This is a genomic window from Actinopolymorpha cephalotaxi (genome assembly GCF_013408535.1).
GTDB lineage: Bacteria > Actinomycetota > Actinomycetes > Propionibacteriales > Actinopolymorphaceae > Actinopolymorpha > Actinopolymorpha cephalotaxi.
Genome location: NZ_JACBZA010000001.1, coordinates 3,686,121 through 3,702,407 on the forward strand (window position 1 = coordinate 3,686,121; position 16,287 = coordinate 3,702,407).

16 protein-coding genes and 1 pseudogene are annotated in these 16,287 nt (G+C 72.4%); 5 read left to right on the forward strand and 12 right to left on the reverse strand.

Annotated elements, in window-relative coordinates; all coding sequences use genetic code 11:
* Positions 1-10 precede the first annotated feature (10 nt).
* Positions 11-1,879 carry a DEAD/DEAH box helicase gene (locus FHR37_RS16215; protein WP_456237021.1) on the reverse strand — a complete coding sequence of 623 codons (1,869 nt, stop codon included), beginning with the start codon at positions 1,877-1,879 and terminating at the stop codon, positions 11-13.
* A gap of 354 nt (positions 1,880-2,233) precedes the next feature.
* Between FHR37_RS16215 and FHR37_RS16220 the strand changes: the two genes are divergently transcribed.
* Both FHR37_RS16220 and FHR37_RS16225 read left to right on the forward strand, forming a co-directional pair.
* A complete protein-coding gene (locus FHR37_RS16220) occupies positions 2,234-2,557 on the forward strand; it encodes a hypothetical protein (protein WP_092879908.1) in 324 nt (107 codons plus the stop codon).
* A gap of 201 nt (positions 2,558-2,758) precedes the next feature.
* Positions 2,759-2,959, forward strand: a complete 201-nt coding sequence (locus tag FHR37_RS16225) for a hypothetical protein (RefSeq protein ID WP_092879910.1) — start codon at positions 2,759-2,761, stop codon at positions 2,957-2,959.
* Between the two features lie 47 nt (positions 2,960-3,006).
* Here the strand turns inward: FHR37_RS16225 and FHR37_RS16230 are convergent, their stop codons facing one another.
* The 6 genes from FHR37_RS16230 to FHR37_RS16255 all read right to left on the reverse strand — a co-directional run bounded on the left by FHR37_RS16230 (position 3,007) and on the right by FHR37_RS16255 (position 7,647).
* On the reverse strand, positions 3,007-3,279 hold the full coding sequence (locus FHR37_RS16230) for a DUF3039 domain-containing protein (RefSeq protein WP_092879913.1): 273 nt from the start codon (positions 3,277-3,279) through the stop codon (positions 3,007-3,009).
* Positions 3,280-3,330: 51 nt separating this feature from the next.
* Positions 3,331-3,894, reverse strand: a complete 564-nt coding sequence (locus FHR37_RS16235; RefSeq protein ID WP_092879916.1) for a YqgE/AlgH family protein — start codon at positions 3,892-3,894, stop codon at positions 3,331-3,333.
* A 4-nt stretch (positions 3,895-3,898) separates the two neighbouring features.
* On the reverse strand, positions 3,899-4,339 hold the full coding sequence (locus tag FHR37_RS16240) for a VanZ family protein (protein ID WP_092879919.1): 441 nt from the start codon (positions 4,337-4,339) through the stop codon (positions 3,899-3,901).
* Positions 4,339-5,733 (reverse strand): NAD-dependent malic enzyme, encoded by a 1,395-nt coding sequence (locus tag FHR37_RS16245; protein WP_092879922.1) that lies wholly within the window; start codon positions 5,731-5,733, stop codon positions 4,339-4,341. Before FHR37_RS16245 ends, FHR37_RS16240 begins: the two co-directional genes overlap by 1 nt.
* 124 nt (positions 5,734-5,857) lie before the next feature.
* Positions 5,858-6,646: an ABC transporter permease gene (locus FHR37_RS16250; protein ID WP_092879925.1), complete on the reverse strand. Its 789-nt coding sequence runs from the start codon at positions 6,644-6,646 to the stop codon at positions 5,858-5,860.
* Positions 6,643-7,647: an ATP-binding cassette domain-containing protein gene (locus FHR37_RS16255; protein WP_092879928.1), complete on the reverse strand. Its 1,005-nt coding sequence runs from the start codon at positions 7,645-7,647 to the stop codon at positions 6,643-6,645. The genes FHR37_RS16250 and FHR37_RS16255 overlap by 4 nt, the downstream gene beginning before the upstream one ends.
* Before the next feature lie 437 nt (positions 7,648-8,084).
* Here FHR37_RS16255 and srmL point away from each other — a divergent pair, with 437 nt between their 5' ends.
* Complete coding sequence (srmL, locus tag FHR37_RS16260) at positions 8,085-9,236, forward strand: PheS-related mystery ligase SrmL (protein WP_092879931.1); 1,152 nt, start codon at positions 8,085-8,087, stop codon at positions 9,234-9,236.
* A gap of 42 nt (positions 9,237-9,278) precedes the next feature.
* Here the strand turns inward: srmL and FHR37_RS16265 are convergent, their stop codons facing one another.
* From FHR37_RS16265 to FHR37_RS16275, 3 genes are all read right to left on the reverse strand, one after another.
* Complete coding sequence (locus FHR37_RS16265) at positions 9,279-10,568, reverse strand: MFS transporter (protein WP_092879933.1); 1,290 nt, start codon at positions 10,566-10,568, stop codon at positions 9,279-9,281.
* A 94-nt stretch (positions 10,569-10,662) separates the two neighbouring features.
* Entirely contained in the window at positions 10,663-11,322 is a 660-nt protein-coding gene (locus tag FHR37_RS16270; protein ID WP_092879936.1) for a DUF1707 and DUF4870 domain-containing protein, read from the reverse strand.
* 75 nt (positions 11,323-11,397) lie between these two features.
* Positions 11,398-12,477, reverse strand: coding sequence for an alpha/beta hydrolase (locus tag FHR37_RS16275; RefSeq protein ID WP_092879939.1), 1,080 nt, complete (start codon positions 12,475-12,477; stop codon positions 11,398-11,400).
* Positions 12,478-13,051: 574 nt separating this feature from the next.
* Between FHR37_RS16275 and FHR37_RS16280 the strand changes: the two genes are divergently transcribed.
* Positions 13,052-13,867, forward strand: coding sequence for an NAD-dependent epimerase/dehydratase family protein (locus tag FHR37_RS16280; RefSeq protein WP_092879942.1), 816 nt, complete (start codon positions 13,052-13,054; stop codon positions 13,865-13,867).
* Between the two features lie 11 nt (positions 13,868-13,878).
* Here the strand turns inward: FHR37_RS16280 and FHR37_RS32525 are convergent, their stop codons facing one another.
* Positions 13,879-14,046, reverse strand: coding sequence for an LLM class flavin-dependent oxidoreductase (locus FHR37_RS32525; protein WP_269086052.1), 168 nt, complete (start codon positions 14,044-14,046; stop codon positions 13,879-13,881).
* Between the two features lie 62 nt (positions 14,047-14,108).
* A pseudogene (locus FHR37_RS32530) lies at positions 14,109-14,270 on the reverse strand (LLM class flavin-dependent oxidoreductase); the annotation flags it as partial.
* A 634-nt stretch (positions 14,271-14,904) separates the two neighbouring features.
* Here FHR37_RS32530 and FHR37_RS16290 point away from each other — a divergent pair.
* The gene (locus tag FHR37_RS16290) at positions 14,905-16,260 is read left to right on the forward strand and encodes a glycosyltransferase (protein WP_175542294.1); all 1,356 of its coding nucleotides are present in this window, start codon (positions 14,905-14,907) and stop codon (positions 16,258-16,260) included.
* The last annotated feature ends 27 nt before the right edge of the window (positions 16,261-16,287 follow it).

Genomic DNA, 16,287 nt, shown 5'->3' on the forward strand with positions numbered 1-16,287 from the left:
CCGGCGGAACTCAGGACCGCTTGACCGCCCAGTCCCGGACCGTGTCGATGCGGGCCTGGAGCTGTTCGGCGGTGGCCTGCACCGCCAGCGGGCCGCCGCACACCCGGCGCAGCTCGGCGTGCACGGCGCCGTGCGGCTGGCCGGTCCGGTGGTGCCAGGCGGCGACCAGGCCGTTGAGCTCCCGGCGCAGCACCCCCAGCCGCTGGTACGTCGCACCGTCCGGTGCTCCGGAGCCGCCCGCGGACTCCTCCGCGACCGGCGGCGGCACCGAACCGACAGCCCCGGACGAGGACGCCGAGGAAGCCGAGCCGGCCCTGGTCGCCGACGTCGGCGCGTCGGAGTCGTTGCCCGTACGCCGCCGGCGCAGCAGCTCACGCATCTGGTCGGGTTCGAGCAGGCCGGGGATGCCGAGGAACTCCGTCTCGTCCTCGCCCAGCTCACCGCCGAACTCGTTGCCGTCGTACACCAGCCGGTCGAACGCCGCCTCCGACCCGATCGCCTGGTAGCGCTGGTCCTCGAGCATGTCGGCGCCGGTCTCGCCGCGGGCCGCCTCGGCCAGCAGGTCCTCCTCCGCGGCGAAGATGTCGTCCTCGTCCTTGACCGCCCGGCCCAGCGCGTGGTCGCGCAGAACCTCCATCTCCGCGGCGTACTGCAGCAGGATCGGCACCGTCGGCAGGAACAGCGACGCGGTCTCGCCCCGCCGCCGGGCCCGGACGAAACGTCCCACCGCCTGGGCGAAGAACAACGGCGTCTGGGTGGCGGTGGCGTACACCCCGACCGCCAGCCGGGGCACGTCGACGCCCTCGCTCACCATCCGGACGGCGACCATCCAGCGGCTGTCGTTCTCGGCGAACTGCCCGATCCGCTTGCTCGCCGTGGATTCGTCGGACAGGACGACGGTGGGCTTCTCACCGGAGACCTGGCCGAGGATCTTGGCGTACGCGCGGGCGGTCTCCTGGTCGGTGGCGATCACCAGGCCACCGGCGTCGGGTACGTGCCGGCGCACCTCGGTGAGCCGGGTGTCCGCGGCCCGCAGGACGGTCTGGATCCAGTCGCCGGCCGGGTCCAGCGCGGTCCGCCACGCCTGGGCCGCCAGGTCCTTGGTGAGCGGGGTGCCGAGTCGTACGTGCATCTCGTCGCCGGCGCTGGTGCGCCAGCGCATGTCACCGGAGTACGCCAGGAACAGCACCGGCCGGACCACGCCGTCGGCCAGGGCGCGGCCGTAGCCGTAGCCGTAGTCGGCCTCGCTGCGCGGGACGCCCTCGGTGTCCGGTGCGTAGGTGACGAACGGGATGGGGTTGGTGTCGCTGCGAAACGGCGTACCGGTGAGCGACAGGCGCCGGGTGGCCGGCTCGAACGCCTCGCGGACCGACTCCCCCCAGGTGAGCGCGTCGCCCGCGTGGTGGATCTCGTCCAGGATCACCATCGTCTTGAACCGCTCGCAGCGCACCCGCAGCGCCTGGGTCGCCGCCGCCACCCCGGCGTAGGTGACCACGACACCGTGGAAGTCCCGGCTGGTGCGCCCGCCGCGACCGGCGAACGCCGGGTCCAGGGCGATGTCGCCGCGGGCGGCCGCGTCGGCCCACTGGCGCTTGAGGTGGTCGGTCGGGGTGACCACGATGACCTTCTCCACGACCCGCCGGGCGAGCAGGTCCGCGGCGATCGTGAGGGCGAACGCCGTCTTGCCCGCTCCCGGGGTCGCGACCGCGAGGTAGTCACGCGGATGGCGGGCGTTGTAGGCGTCGAACGCCTCCTGCTGCCAGGCGCGCAGCCGGCCCCAGGGTCCGACGGTGCTGGCGGCTCCGGCGCCGGCCACTCCGGGGTTTCCGGTGCCGGGGGCTACGTGACGGGTGTCGGTCGTCGAGGCGGGCGTGCTCACATCTTCCCTTCCGCATGGACGAACTCCGACCCGCGACATTAGCTTGATCGCCGGTCGTTTCGGGTCAGGCCCACACGCATCGGGACAACGGCCCAGGTGATAGGACGAACGGCGTGTCGCGACAGCCCGATCGTCCCGGTTTCGACGGGTAGGGCGGCCTTCTCCCGTTATCGAACGGTCACCGAACCGTGAGCGTGTCTCCCACCCAGGCTTGACCAATCCGTAACCATCGGCAAACTCCAAGTGGGGAATATCGACCGCAGCGCCAGGTGCCGGTACGCCTCGTCATCGGGGCGCGCGCCGGCACCGTCGGCAGGGTCGGACAGGGTCGAACGGGGTCGAAGAGGAGCAGCGATGGTCGATGGCGGCGGGTCCACTCCGGACGGTCGGCAGGTTCCGATTCCCCAGCGAGGCCTGGTGGAAACCGCCCGCAGGTTCGTCGGCCAGGTGGCCTCCCGGGTGCCCGGCCTGGACGCCGACCTCGGGCAGCGCAACGCCTGGGAGGCGGTGTGCGCAGATCTCCAGCGCCGCCAGCAGTGGAACGACGTCGTCGAACTCGCCGTGAACGCCGGTCGGGCGAGGCGCCGGCACACGCCGCCCCCGCAACGCTCGGCTCCCCAGTCGGCCGGCACGCCGTCCTCCGCCCGGGCAGCCACCCGCGCGCCCGACCAGCCGTAGCGACGGAGCGTCCGTCGTAGCGACGGAGCGTCGTAGCGCCGGGAGGCGGGCGCACCGGTCATCCGGTGAAGCCCGACAACCGTCGACCGGCATTGACCTGCCGGCAACCAGCACGCAACACGGCCCGCGCATCCTCATGGGGAGAACACCCCGGATCCGCGTCCGGCGGCCGCCCGCCGGCCGGAGCAGCGAGGAGCCAGCATGAGCAGCCGGGCACCGTCCCCCGATTCGGTCGCGGCGTACGCGCAGCCCGGTCCGCCTCCCCTGGTGCGGGGAGCACGGTCGGTGGTGGTCCGGCTCGCCGCACTGCTCGCGGCCGACGCCGGCATCGCCAGACGGAACGCCTGGGAGGCGGTCTGCGCCGACCGGGAACGCCGTCGCCAGTGGTCCGAAGCCAGCTGAGAACAGCAGGCGTAGACCACCCAGCCGGTCGCGGACGGGTCAGCGGATCAGTCGTTGCCCTCGCCGTCACCGCCGCCGGGCGGGAGACCTTCCCAGATCTCCTTGCACTCCGGGCAGACGGGGAACCTCTCCGGGTCGCGGCTGGGCACCCAGACCTTGCCGCACAGCGCGATCACGGCCGTGCCCGTGACCATGGCCTCGACAAGCTTCTCCTTGGGGACGTAATGGGAGAACCGCTCGTGATCGCCGTCGTCGCCGTGGGAGGGCACCGTGCGGGTGTCCTCGACGGTCTGCGCACCGGGGCTGAGTTGCGTACTCACTCGGCGAAGTCTAGACGTTCACCCACCCCGGGCACACGGCCCGGCGGCCGGTCAGTTCAGGGACGGGTCCTCGGGGAACGTCGCCACCAGGGCGAGCTCGTCCGGTTGCCGGCGCAGCACCCGCCGCCACAGCCCTTCGGGGTCGGTGGTGAACGCATCGCCCGGCTCGGCGTCCACGACGTACCACCCGCCCTCCTTGACCTCGGTCTCCAGCTGACCGGGTGACCATCCCGCGTACCCGGCGAACATCCGCATGCTGCGAACCCCGCCGGCCAGCAGCTCCGGAGGGGTGTCCAGGTCGACCAGGCCGAGGTGCCCGTGCAGCCGCCGCCACCCGAGGGGCTCGGCCTCGCCGTCGGCGGGCACCTCCGCCAGCGCCAGCGCGGAGTCGGTGGCCACCGGACCGCCGTGGAAGAGCACGTCCGGCGGGCAGACCAGGTCGTTCCATTGGGCGAGTACGGAGGTGACGGGCAGCTCGCTGGGCCGGTTGACCAGCACCCCGAGCGCGCCGTCGTGGTCGTGGTCGAGGACCAGGACGACACCACGGGCAAAGTTGGAGTCGGTCAGCGCGGGCGTCGCGACCAGCAACTGCCCGGTGTAGTAGTCCCCGCTCATGTCCTCATGATCCCGCGTCCGGTGCCGTCGTACGAGCGTCTCCGCCGTCCCGGGCCGACAGATCCTCCCCGGCAGCCCGATCCTTCCTGACTGCGAAGTGGCGGCCGGCGGCGGCGAGGGCCAGGCCGGCCGTGACCCCGGCCAGATCGGCGAGTACGTCGAACGGGTCGCCCTCCCGGTGAGCCATCAGGGTGCCCTGGACGATCTCGCTGCTAACCGCGTGCAGGGCGAGGATCCCGGCCAGCCAGCGCACCGGAACGCCCACCATGGCGCCGGTGAACGCCACCGAGGCAAAGGTCGCGAAATGCGCCACCTTGTCGGCATAGGCGAACGTCAGGTCCGGGCCGGGCTCGCTGGGTGCGTACAGCCCGTACAGGTTGAGCACACACGCCAGCGCGAACGCCACCCACCACGCCGCGCCGGCCACCCCCGTGAGCCGGCGCATCAGCGGCCGGAGGCGGCCACCGCGTCGCGCACCGCGGCCGCGACCGCACCGTGCACGTCCGGATGGAAGACGCTCGGGATCACGTAGTTGGCGTTGAGCTGTTCCTCGGTGACGACGTTGGCGATCGCGTGCGCGGCGGCCAGCAACATGCTCTCGTCGACGTGGTGGCTCTGGGCGTCGAGCAGGCCGCGGAAGACGCCGGGGAACGCCAGCACGTTGTTGATCTGGTTGGGGTAGTCGCTGCGGCCGGTGGCCACGACGCTGGCGTGCTCGCGCGCCTCCGCCGGGTCGACCTCCGGGTCGGGGTTGGCCAGCGCGAACACGATCGCGCCCTTGTTCATCGTCGCGACGTCGGCTCCGGCCAGGACGTTGGGGGCGGAGACACCGACGAACACGTCGGCCCCGACGACCGCGCCGTGCAGGTCGCCCACGTAGTGCGCATGGTTGGTCTGCTCGGCGATCCAGCGCAGCTCCGGCGACAGGCCCTCGCGGTCGGCGTGTATCACGCCCTCGATGTCGGCGACCAGCACGTCCTTGGCGCCGGCGGCCAGCAGCAGCCGCAGGATGGCGCTCCCGGCAGCGCCCGCGCCGGACATCACGATCCGGACGTGCGCGAGGTCCTTGCCGACGATCCGCAGGGCGTTGGTCAGCGCGGCCAGGACGACGATCGCGGTGCCGTGCTGGTCGTCGTGGAACACCGGGATGTCGAGGAGCTCGCGCAGCCGGCGTTCGACCTCGAAGCAGCGCGGGGCGGAGATGTCCTCCAGGTTGATCCCGGCGAACCCGGGCGCGATGCTGCGGACGACCTCGACGATCGTGTCGACGTCCTGGGTGTCCAGGCACAGCGGCCAGGCGTCGATGCCGGCGAACCGCTTGAACAGCGCCGCCTTGCCCTCCATCACCGGCAGCGCGGCGTGCGGGCCGATGTTGCCCAGGCCGAGCACCGCGGAACCGTCGCTGACCACGGCGACGGAGTTGCGCTTGATCGTGAGCCGGCGGGCGTCTTCGGGGTTGGCCGCGATCGCCATCGACACCCGGGCCACGCCGGGGGTGTAGATCATCGACAGGTCGTCGCGGTTGCGGATCGGGTGCTTGGCCTGCATCTCGATCTTGCCGCCGAGGTGCATGAGGAAGGTGCGGTCGGACACCTTGTGGATCGCGACGCCGGCGACCTCGCGCAGCACCTCGACCAGCCGGTCGGCGTGCGCGGTGTCGGTGGCGGCGCAGGTGACGTCGATCTGCAGCCGTTCGTGCCCGGAGGCGGTGACATCGAGGGCGGTGATGGTGCCGCCGGCGTGCTCGACTGCGGCCGTGAGCTCACTGACCGCCCGGCCGCCGGCGGGCACCTCGAGCCGCACGGTGATGGAGTACGAAGCACTCGGCACCGAAGTCACGTCCGCTCCTCATGATCACGAAATGCCATCCGGACGTCACTGTCCAGATATGGCCGATCGTCTTACCTTAGGCCCGGATGGCGGCCGGGCACACGGCGAGGGCGGTTCGGTTCCAGGGCAGAACCTAGGCGTCGCGTTTGTGGAACAGCGCCGTCGCCGCGCCGAGTACGAGAGCGACCCAGGCGGTGAACGTGAGGCTGCTGACCAGGCGGGTCGGCAGGTCGGAGTTCCGCGGCCTGTCGGCGCCGAGGTCGCTCACGGTCTGGGACATGGCGTTCCCGGCCGTGAACGGCAGATAGTGCACGTACTCCCGGACGGACTCCAGCGCGGGGATCATGGTGAGCGCGGTGAGCAGCGGCTCCACCACCAGCGGGACGACGAAGATCAGCACCATCGCCGCCGGCAGGCTGCGCAGCAGGCCGCCCAGGCCGAGGCCGAGCAGCCCCCACAGCACGACGAAGCCGAGGTAGCCGCCCAGTGCCGGGCCGACCGGCGCGTCGAACAGCGGCAGCGACTGGCCCGACAGCACCCGGGCCACTCCCCAGTTCAGGCCCACGCTGACCACGGCCACCACCAGCGACCAGCCGATCAGCACCGCGGCCTTGGCCAGGACCAGCGAACCACGCCGGGGCACCGCGGTGAGCGTGGGCAGGATCGTCCCGTGGCGGTACTCGTGACCGAACGCGAAGACCCCGATGATCCCCATGAAGACCGCCGTGAAGGGCAGCGGGCTGAACGCCGACCCGCCGGTGAGGATCACTCCGGCCATCTGGTCGCTGATCGGGTTCTCCCGTGAGAAGTACCCGATCAGGCCGGCGACGGCGGCGCTCAGCACCAGGGCGAGCGCGGTGAGCCAGTAGGTGGAGCGGATGGTGCGGATCCGGATCCACTCGAACCGCAGGGCGTCGATCATCGAGACTCTCCCGAGGACGAGGTGACGGACGAGGGAGCGGAGGCGGCGGGCTGCCCGCGGCGGGCGGCGGCCACGTCCTCGGCGGTCGCCTGGCCGAGTTGGGCGACGTACTCCTCCGAACCGCCGGTCGCCTCCAGGAAGGCCTCCTCCAGCGTGGCGGTCCGGGTGGTGAGCTCGTGCAGGACCACGCCGGCGGAGAACGCGAGCTCGCCCACCTTGGCCTGGTCCAGGCCGTTGACCACCAGGCTGCCGTCGCCCTGGGGCTCGGCCCACACCTGTTGCGCGCGCAGCGCCTCGGTCAGCCGGTCGGCCTGCGGCGTGCGGACGAGCACGGCGGTGTGGGAGGCCTTGCGTACGAAGTCCTGGACCTCGCCGGAGGCGATCAGCCGGCCGCGGCCGATCACCACCAGCCGGTCGGCCATCAGCCCCATCTCGGCCAGCAGGTGGCTGGAGACGAACACCGTGCGCCCGGTGGAGGCGAAGGACTTCAGGAAGTTGCGCAGCCAGGTGATGCCCTGCGGGTCCAGGCCGTTGGCCGGCTCGTCCAGGATCAGCGTGTGCGGGTCGCCGAGCAGCGCGCTGGCCAGGCCGAGGCGCTGCCCCATCCCGAGGGAGAACGTCTTCGGCCTGTGGCCCGCGACGTCGGTCAGCCCGACGTGGTCGAGGACGACGTCGACCCGCTGCCGGGGAATGCCGTTGGCGGCCGCCAGCATCGTCAGGTGGTTGCGGGCGGTCCGGGTCGGGTGGAACGCCTTCGCCTCCAGCACCGCGCCGACGTGCCGCATCGGGTGGGTGATCCGGGAGTACGGCTGCCCGTCGAAGCGCGTCTGCCCGCCGCCGTGGTCCAGGCCGAGCATCAGCCGCATGGTGGTGGACTTACCCGCTCCGTTGGGGCCGAGGAAGCCGGTCACCACGCCGGGCTCGACGCTGAACGACAGGTCGTCCACCGCGCGTTTGCCGCCGTAGATCTTGGTGAGGTTCCTCGCCTCGATCCGTCCCACGGATGCCTCCCGACACCTTGGTTGCCAATCCTGGCCTGCTGGCCGTCCCCCACCGTAGGCGGTGGCCAACCCGGCGACGTGGCCCGGCGGGTGGAGTTTGCCCGGCCCGGTGTCCGACCTGAGGATGAGGCGGCCTCCTCAGGTTCGGCCCAAGGGGATGGCGGTGGGTGGCGCCCGGCGCGTACGGTTGCCGGCATGGGCGTACCCGGGCGGCGATTTCGCCGCCCCGGCCGGCACCGCGGTGCCGTCGGGGTGGAGTGCCGGGTATGCCCGGGTGCCGCGTTCTGATCATCTGAGGACCTGAACGCGAACCACCTGGGCGCCGTCGGCGGCGTTCTCCTCGGTGGATCCGCAGCGAGCCGGTCGGGGTGTGCGAGTCCCTTCACCCCGTCCCACCCATCGCGCACGATCCTTCGAGGAGTACTCCGATGTCTTCGATGTCTGCTGTCCTCACGCCCGCGCAGCTGCGGGCCTGTCTCTCGATCCGCGACCTGTCCGACCCGGCCCAGGGCCCGCACGCCCTGCAGCTCGTGGTCGGCGACCTGGCCGCCGCCCTGGGTTCGGCCTGGGACGCCGAGGTCCGCGTCGTCCGGTCCTCTCCCGTCGTCTCCCTCGCCGACAACTACGACCACCTGGGGTACGCCGCCGACGCCGTGACGCGCGAGGCGCACTACACCCGCTACGTCGACGCCGAGCACGTGCTGCGCAGCCACAGCAGCGCGTCGATCCCCGGAGCGCTGCGCCGGCTCGCCGCCGGGGTCACTGCCGAGGCCGGGACCTCACCCACCGACGTGCTGCTGGTCTGCCCCGGCATGTGTTACCGGCGGGACAGCATCGACTGGCAGCACACGGGTACGCCGCACCAGCTCGACCTGTGGCGGGTACGCCGGCACCGGCCCTGCACCGAGGAGGACCTCACCGAGCAGATCGGGCTGGTGGTGGAGACGGCGCTGCCGGGCAGCCGCTGGCGTACCGAACCGAAGGTGCACCCCTACACCGAGCACGGCCGCCAGATCGACGTGTGGTGGCAGGGCCGCTGGGTGGAGATCGGCGAGTGCGGCCTGGCCGCGCCCGGAGTGCTGGCCGGCGCCGGGTTGCCCGTACCCACCTGGACCGGCCTGGCGATGGGGCTCGGCCTGGACCGGCTGCTGATGCTCGGCAAGGGCATCCCCGACATCCGGCTGCTGCGCTCGGCCGATCCCCGGGTGGCCGCGCAGATGCTGGATCGTACGGAGTACCGGCCGGTCTCCCACCAGCCTCCGGTACGCCGCGACCTGTCCGTCGTGGTGGACGCCGGCGTGGACACCTCGGCCGAACTGCTCGGCGACCGGGTGCGCGCGGCTCTGGGAACAGACGCCGACGTCGTGGAGACCGTCGAGGTGCTGTCGGAGACGTCGTACGACGACCTGCCCGCGGCAGCGCGGACCCGGCTGGGGATCGCCCCGGGCCAGCGGAACGTGCTGGTCCGGCTGGTGGTGCGGGCACTGGACTGCACGCTCACCGACGCCGACGCCAACCGGCTGCGGGACCAGGTCTACGCCGAACTGCACCAGGGCGCCGTCTCCCAGTGGGCGGAGGCAGGGCGGTAACGAGCGGGGCGTCTGTCAGTCGCCGTCTGTCAGCCGTCGATGTCAGCCGTCGATGTTGGCCGGGCCGTGGGCGCGGGCGGCGGTTTCGCCGCCGGTCCGCGTCCCGGCCCGCTCACCGCCCTGCTTGCCGTCCTCCTCGCCGTCGGACTTGCCACCGGCGGCGCCGCGCAGCAGCCCGGCGGCGACGAAGATGAGCGCCACGAAGGCGAGCGGGATGACCAGCGCCCACTCCAGCCCGACCCGGTGGGCGACGGCGCCGATCGCGACCGGGCCGAGCACCGCGCCCAGGTAGCCCGCCGACACCACCGGGCCGAGGACCGACACGCGGTTCTTCGTTCCCGTGTTGCCGGCGGCACTGAACACCACCGGCACCGCCGGCCCGATCCCGAACCCGGCGACGGCGAAGCCCACCAGCGCCACCGCCGGCCCGGGCGCGAGCAGGAAGATGACGTACCCCAGCGCACCCAGCGCGGCGCCGGCGCGCGCCACCACCACCGGGCCGTACTTCGCGCCCACCCGGTCCGCGATCAGCCGGGACGCCGTCATCGCACCGGAGAACACCGACAGCCCGAGCGCCGCGAGCCCGACGGAGGCACCGAGGCTCTCGTTCAGGTAGACCGCGCTCCAGTCGGCGATCGCCCCCTCGCCGAGGAACGACCCGAACCCCATCGCCGCCATCATCACCACCACGACGACGCGGACCGGGGGCCGCCGCCCGCCGGGCACCTCCACGTGGTGGCCGGTGACCGCCGCCTCCTGTTCGGGGCGCAGCAGACGGGCGAGGAACGGCGCGCTGGCCACCGCGCACACCACCCCGGCCACGATGAAGTGCACCCGGACGTCCACGCCCTCCCGCGCCACCAGCGCGGCGATCGCCGAACCCGCCATCGAGCCGAGACTCCACAGGCCGTGGAAGCCGGACATGATCGGCCGGCCGTACAACCGCTCGACCGCCACGGCGTGCGCGTTCATCGCGACGTCCAGCATCCCGCCGATCAGGCCCAGCACGGCCAGCGCGGCGGTCAGCGTCACCAGGTCGGTGGCGAACGCGGGGCCGACCAGCGCGACGGCCTGCACCGGCACGAGGATGCGCATCGCCAGGCCGGTGCGGCCCGCCCGCTCCATCCGGCCGGTCAGTCTCGTGCCCACCAGCAGGCCGACCGCGAGGCCGCCGAGGGCGATGCCGAGGGCGCCGTTGTCGAGGTGGAGAGCCTGCTTGATGGACGGGATCCGGGGGGCCCAGGTGGCGAAGACGGCCGCGTGGACGAGGAACGTCACGGCCACCGCGAGGCGGGCCCGGCGTACCTCCGGCGGCGGTGCGGGTGCGCGCATCACCCGTCGACCCTACGGGGTGGGTCCCCCTCTCCCACCCAGGCCGTACGGATTGCAGGCCGTACGGACGTGAGCCCTTCGTGCGCTGCTCGAGCTACTTGAGCAGGCGAATCGACCAGGGGTAGCGCCAGCGGTTGCCGCACAGCGCCGACATCCCCGCGATGCCCGACAGCAGGAGCCAGGCCAGGACCAGCGGGGCGAGGGCTATGGCGGCGAGCCCGAAGGTGATGCTGCTCAGGATCCCGAGCGCGATGCACGCGCCGAGGAAGCTGAGCTGGAAGTTGGTCGCCTCGATGGCCTGTTCGCGCACGAACGCCGAGCGCTGGCCCGCGGTCGCGGTGATGACGAGGGGTACGACGAACAGCGTGGGTACGCCCGCCCAGTGGGCGAGCAGCGCCATTGAGCGGTCCGACCCGCTCGGCGCCGCACCCGGGCGCCCGGTCGGCGCGTGCGGTGCCCGCGGCGCGCTCGGTGTGCTCGACGGGCTCGAGGCCGGCAGCGGAAGCCCGCGCAGTGCGTGGGCGAGTTCGGCGCGGTCCACGGCAGCCAGCGCGCCGCCCACCCGCAGGTCGAGTTCGGAGTGGTCGATCCGGCCCTCGGCGTAGGCCGCCTGCAGCATCTCCACGGCCCGGTCGCGTTCGGCGTCGCCGATCCGCAGCGATCCCGTCGGCGACGTGTGCGGCGGAGAGCCGTACTGCGAAGAGCCGTACTGCGGTGAGCCCTGCGGCGAGGAGAGGCCTGTTCCAGCGTTCATGGGGTCGATGATTGCCCTGCGCGGGGCATCGCCCATCGGGGTAAGTCCCTGACCGCTCCCCCAACCGACCCTGGGCTACTCGGGTGGACGCGAGTGTGGTCCCGGTGTGACCGCACCGTCGCGGCCAAGCGCGATCCGCACCAGGTTGCGCAGGGACTCGGTGCCGGGCATGAGGTAGCCGCCGTGGCCGCGGGCGCCGGTGGTGGCGAAGACCTTGGCGCCGAACGCCGGGCTCACCGGGCTCGGGCCGTGGCCGTAGTCGCCGACGCGTACGAACGGGACGTACCGGATCGGGTCGCCGGCGGCGAGTCCGGCCCAGACCCGGGCGGTGTGCGACAGGCCGGACGCGGTGCGGTGGCGCACCCCCGGGCTGCCGAACACCGCGATGTCGTCCACCTGACGGGGCAGGTCGCTGAGGCCGCAGACCACGGAGCCGTAGCTGTGGCAGAAGAGCCCGACCGGGGCTGAGGTGTACGCCGACAGGCCGGCAAGGAACCGCTGCAGCCGGGCCGCGCCGACGCGGGCCAGGCTGCCCTGCATCGCGGCCGCGCCGGCGTCGACCGGGGTGGCGTATCCGGCCCACGCGATCACCGCCAACCGGGTGCCGGGTTCCTGGCGTTCGGCCTCCGCACGCATCGCGCGGGCGCCGGCGGCGATTCCGCCCGGCTCGTCCAGGTGGTACAGGTCCGCACCCGCACCGGGCACCAGCACGGCCACCCGGTCCGCGGTCGCGAGGTCACCGAACACCTCGACGGCGAGGCCGCGTTCGCGGGGGTCGAGCGCGAGGATCTGCCGGTCGCGCAGGTCCAGCACGCCCCGCCAGACACCGGACCTGGCGACCTCGTGCCGGTTCGCGGCGTACCGCAGGGCAGGTGGTGCGCCGTCCATGTTGCCGACCACCGCGGGATAACGCGTGGCCAGTCCCTTCCGCTCGGCGGTGGGGAGCCCGGCGAAGTACGCGGCGACCGAGGCCGGCGACGTGCCGGTGAGACTGGGCAGTGGTCGTCCGCCGAAGGAGGCCTGCTGCCAGGCCGCCGTGCCCGGAAGATCGGGTCGGGTGTTGGTCGCGCCGGCCGGGGTGATGGCGGGTCCGGCGCCGGTCAGCGCCGTCAGCGCGGCCAGGGTTGCGAGCACGATCCGCCGGGATCGAACCATCCGCTGGTCGTTCCTTCCATTCCGACGTCACCGACGTGCCAGCCGCCGAGTGGGACCGCACAGTTGCGGAACGGAGCGAACGGTGGCATACCTCGCCCCCGTCGCCGCGCCAGCCGCGACGCCTCCCCAGAGTAGGCGAGCCGGCTGGGAAGACTTTCCAGGGTCCTGCGGCGCGTCCCTTACCGGACGACTCATGCCCGCCGAAGCCGCACGTCATCCCGGATGTTCCTACTGTCCGTGCTGTCCGGACCTGGCCCGCCGCAGGTTTACCGGTGGTCCCGGTCCGCACCGACCGTGATCAGGCCGCTCTCGTACGCGAAGATGACCGCCTGCGCCCGGTCGCGCAGGTCGAGCTTGGGGCGCGGAGCTGGGACCGGCCGAGCCGGTCCACTCCGGAACGAACGACCCGATGGTCTTCACCACCCCGGCTCGCTCCGCTACACAGGTGGCGGAATCGGCCGCCACCCCCGGTCGCGCCGGCCCCGCGGAACCGCGATGATGCGGGGGACGCCGGCTCGAGGCGTCGGGCTCCGGGACTCCTGGCCTCCGGGGCTCCGACTACGGGGAGGTCCGCATGCGGGTACTCGTCATCGGCGGTTCCGGTCTGGTGGGCGGGCTGGTCCTGCCCCGGCTCGCCGAGCGGCACGACCTGCGCGTGTTCGACCTGAAGCCGCCGCGCAGCGACGTCGACGTCGAGTACGTCGCGGGCGACCTGCGGGACGTGACGGCGGTGACCCGCGCCGTCGAGGGTGTCGACGCGGTGATGTTCATGGCGATGGGGCCGATGGCCGGGTGGGGCAGCATCGACAACGCCCGCATGCACCTGGAGGTCGCGGTGCCCGGCCTGCACGTCGCGTTGCGGGCCGCCCACGAGGCCGGTGTCACGCACGCGGTCTACACCAGCAGCATGTCGGTGTACGCCGAGCCGGCCGTGGACGACCCGAGCGCACAAGACGGACCGGAAGGCGGACCGGAGAACGACACCTCGATCAGCCCGGGCGTGCCCGGGCGCGAGCGCTACCCCGACGAGTCCACCCCGCCGGACGGGACCGACTTCTACGGCCTGGCCAAGCGGCTGGGCGAGGAGGTCTGCCGGAACGCGGTCGAGGTGTACGGCATGAGCGTGGTGGCGCTGCGGCTGTGCCATCCGGTCGCCGACGCCGACTTCCCGCGTACGGACCATCCACGCGCCCGGCTGATCTGCACCTCCGCCCGGGACGTCGCCCGCGCCCTGCTGGCGGCACTGGACCGGCGCGGCCACGGGTTCGAGCCGTTCGCGATCAGCGGCGACGGCGCGGAGCGGCTGGTCCCGATGGCCCGGGCGCGGGAGGTGCTGGGCTGGACGCCGCTGGACAGCACCGACCAGCCCGACCAGCCCGGCTCGCGGTAGTCCGGGGCGGCTCACAGCTCCCGAAGGATGATCTCGATCGCCTCGGTGAGCATCTCGTGGCGTACGTCGACCGGCGGCCAGCCACCGCCCACGACGTGCTCGTTGAGGTTCTCCCCCGCGCCGAGGCCGAGGGTGAACCGCCCCTCGCAGAGCAGCGCGACTGTGGCGGCCTTCTGCACGACGCCCGCGCCGGGTGGTAATGCCGGATCGGGCAGGTGACGTACGTCATCAGCGGGATCCGCGAGGTGGCCTGGGCGACCGCGCCCAGCACCGACCACGCGTACGCGGAGTGACCCTGCGCGTCCAGCCAGGGGAAGTAGTGGTCGCTCATCACCGCGAAGTCGAAGCCGGCCTCCTCGGCCAGGCACGCGTCGCGGACGAGCTGGGTCGGGCCGGGCGTCACCGGGTCGTCGCGTCTGTGGGACCTGACCTTCCCGGGACGCGCCGCCCAACACGTGCCGGACAGTGACGCCGGGCATCGTCACCGCGCACGTTCGGGCCGAACCGTCACCGCGCCCCTGCGAACGGCCGCGAGCCCTGATAGGAAGGGCGGCGATGAAGGTGATACCGGTAAGACCAGATCCGCCACCAGCGCGTGGCTCGCAACCGAGCCGTGCAGGCCGGCCGCACCCGGAGGTAGGTGCGCGCCGATACCTGTGGGCCGACGGTGGGACCTCCCACGCCTACGGCTAGCCGACCCGACGAGAACGAACCACTTGCCCGGCGCCCTCACGGCGCCCTCTCTCCGCGGCGAGTACCGCGGCAGACCTCCACGACCCGACGCCTGAGCGGCAGGCGGAGGCACCACGCTGTGTCTCCGGCCGGGACCGCCGAGCCGCCGTCGGGTCCCTGACCGGTCGCCTCGACAGCGCGCCCGTCGACCCACATCGACCGCGGCGCCCGACGGCCACACCGGCACACGGCCACACCGGCACGATCACCGCGGGGGGCGGTGCTCGAGCTCCGGCGGCGCTGCCGCCTGCTCTCTACAGCTAGGAAACGCCTGCATGCCTGTAGTTCGCACCACCGTACGTCGCATGACCGTCACCGCTTTGCTGATCTTCTGCGCCGCCGCTGCGTTGACCATGTCCCGCTGGCTGCACCACGGTCTGGCGAGCGTGTACGGCTTCGCCGTCTTCAGCATCCTCGGTACCAAACTGCTGCTGTCCCTGCTGCCGGCGAGGCGGTGGCCGAATCCGAACCCGCGCCGCCGGATCGGCGCGATCGTCACGATCTACAACGAGGACCCGGACCTGCTCCGCTCGTGCCTGGACTCGCTGCTGTCCCAGACGTACCCCCTGCGCCGCATCGTGGTCGTCGACGATGCCTCCCAGGACCCGGCCGCGTTCGAGGTGGCCAGAGGGTACGCCGCGGTCCACGACCGGATCAGCGTGTTCCGCCAGCCGGAGAACCTCGGCAAGCGGCACGGGCTCGCCGTCGGCTTCCGGGCGATGGCCGGGGAAGTGGACATCTTCGTGTGCGTCGACTCCGACTCGGTGCTGGAACCCACCGCGGTGCACGAGGGCCTGCGGCCGTTCGGGCTGCGGCGGGTCACCGCCACCACCGGGCTGGTCCTCCCCCTCAACCACGACCACAACGTGCTGACCCGGATGCAGGACGTGAGGTACGCGAACGCCTTCCTCGGTGAGCGGGCCGCGTACTCGCGGTTCGGGTCGGTGCTGTGCGTGTGCGGGATCCTCGCGTTCTACCGGGCGGACGTCGTACTCCGGCATCTCGACGACTTCCTCACCCAGGAGTTCCTGGGCAAGCCCGCGATCACCGGCGACGACCGGAGGATGACGAACTACTGCCTGAGCGAGGGCCGGGTGGTGTTCGTGGAGTCGGCGATCGCGCACACCGCCGTACCCGAGCGTTTCAACCACTTCGTCCGCCAGCAGGCCCGGTGGGGCAGGTCGTTCTTCCGCGAGTCGCTGTGGGTGCTCGGCAACCTGTCCCCCACCAGGCCGGCGTGGTGGCTCACCCTGCTCGAGCTCGCGCAGTGGGCGGTCTTCTCCTCGATCCTGCTGTACGTGCTGGTGCTGCACACGGTGCTGACCGGCGAGGTCCTCGTCCTGCACTACCTGTGGTTCGTGGGGCTGATGTCGCTGGCGCGGTCGGTGCGCTACTTCGACGTACGGCGTGCGGACCAGAGCGTCTGGTCGCGGTTCCTGACGTTCGCGACGTCGCCGTTGTACGGCTACGTCAACCTGCTGGTGATGCTGCCGCTGCGGTTCTGGTCCCTGATCACTCTGCGCTCCACCGGCTGGGGCACCCGGTCGCGGGTCGAGGTGGCCCTGCGCCGGAAGCCGGAGCCGGAGCTGCCGGGGCAGTCGCGGCCGGAGAGGGAGGCGCTGGTGCCGGAACGGGAACGCGAGTACGTCGACGCCGCCTGACCCTTCCGCCCGTCGAGAGTGCCGGGT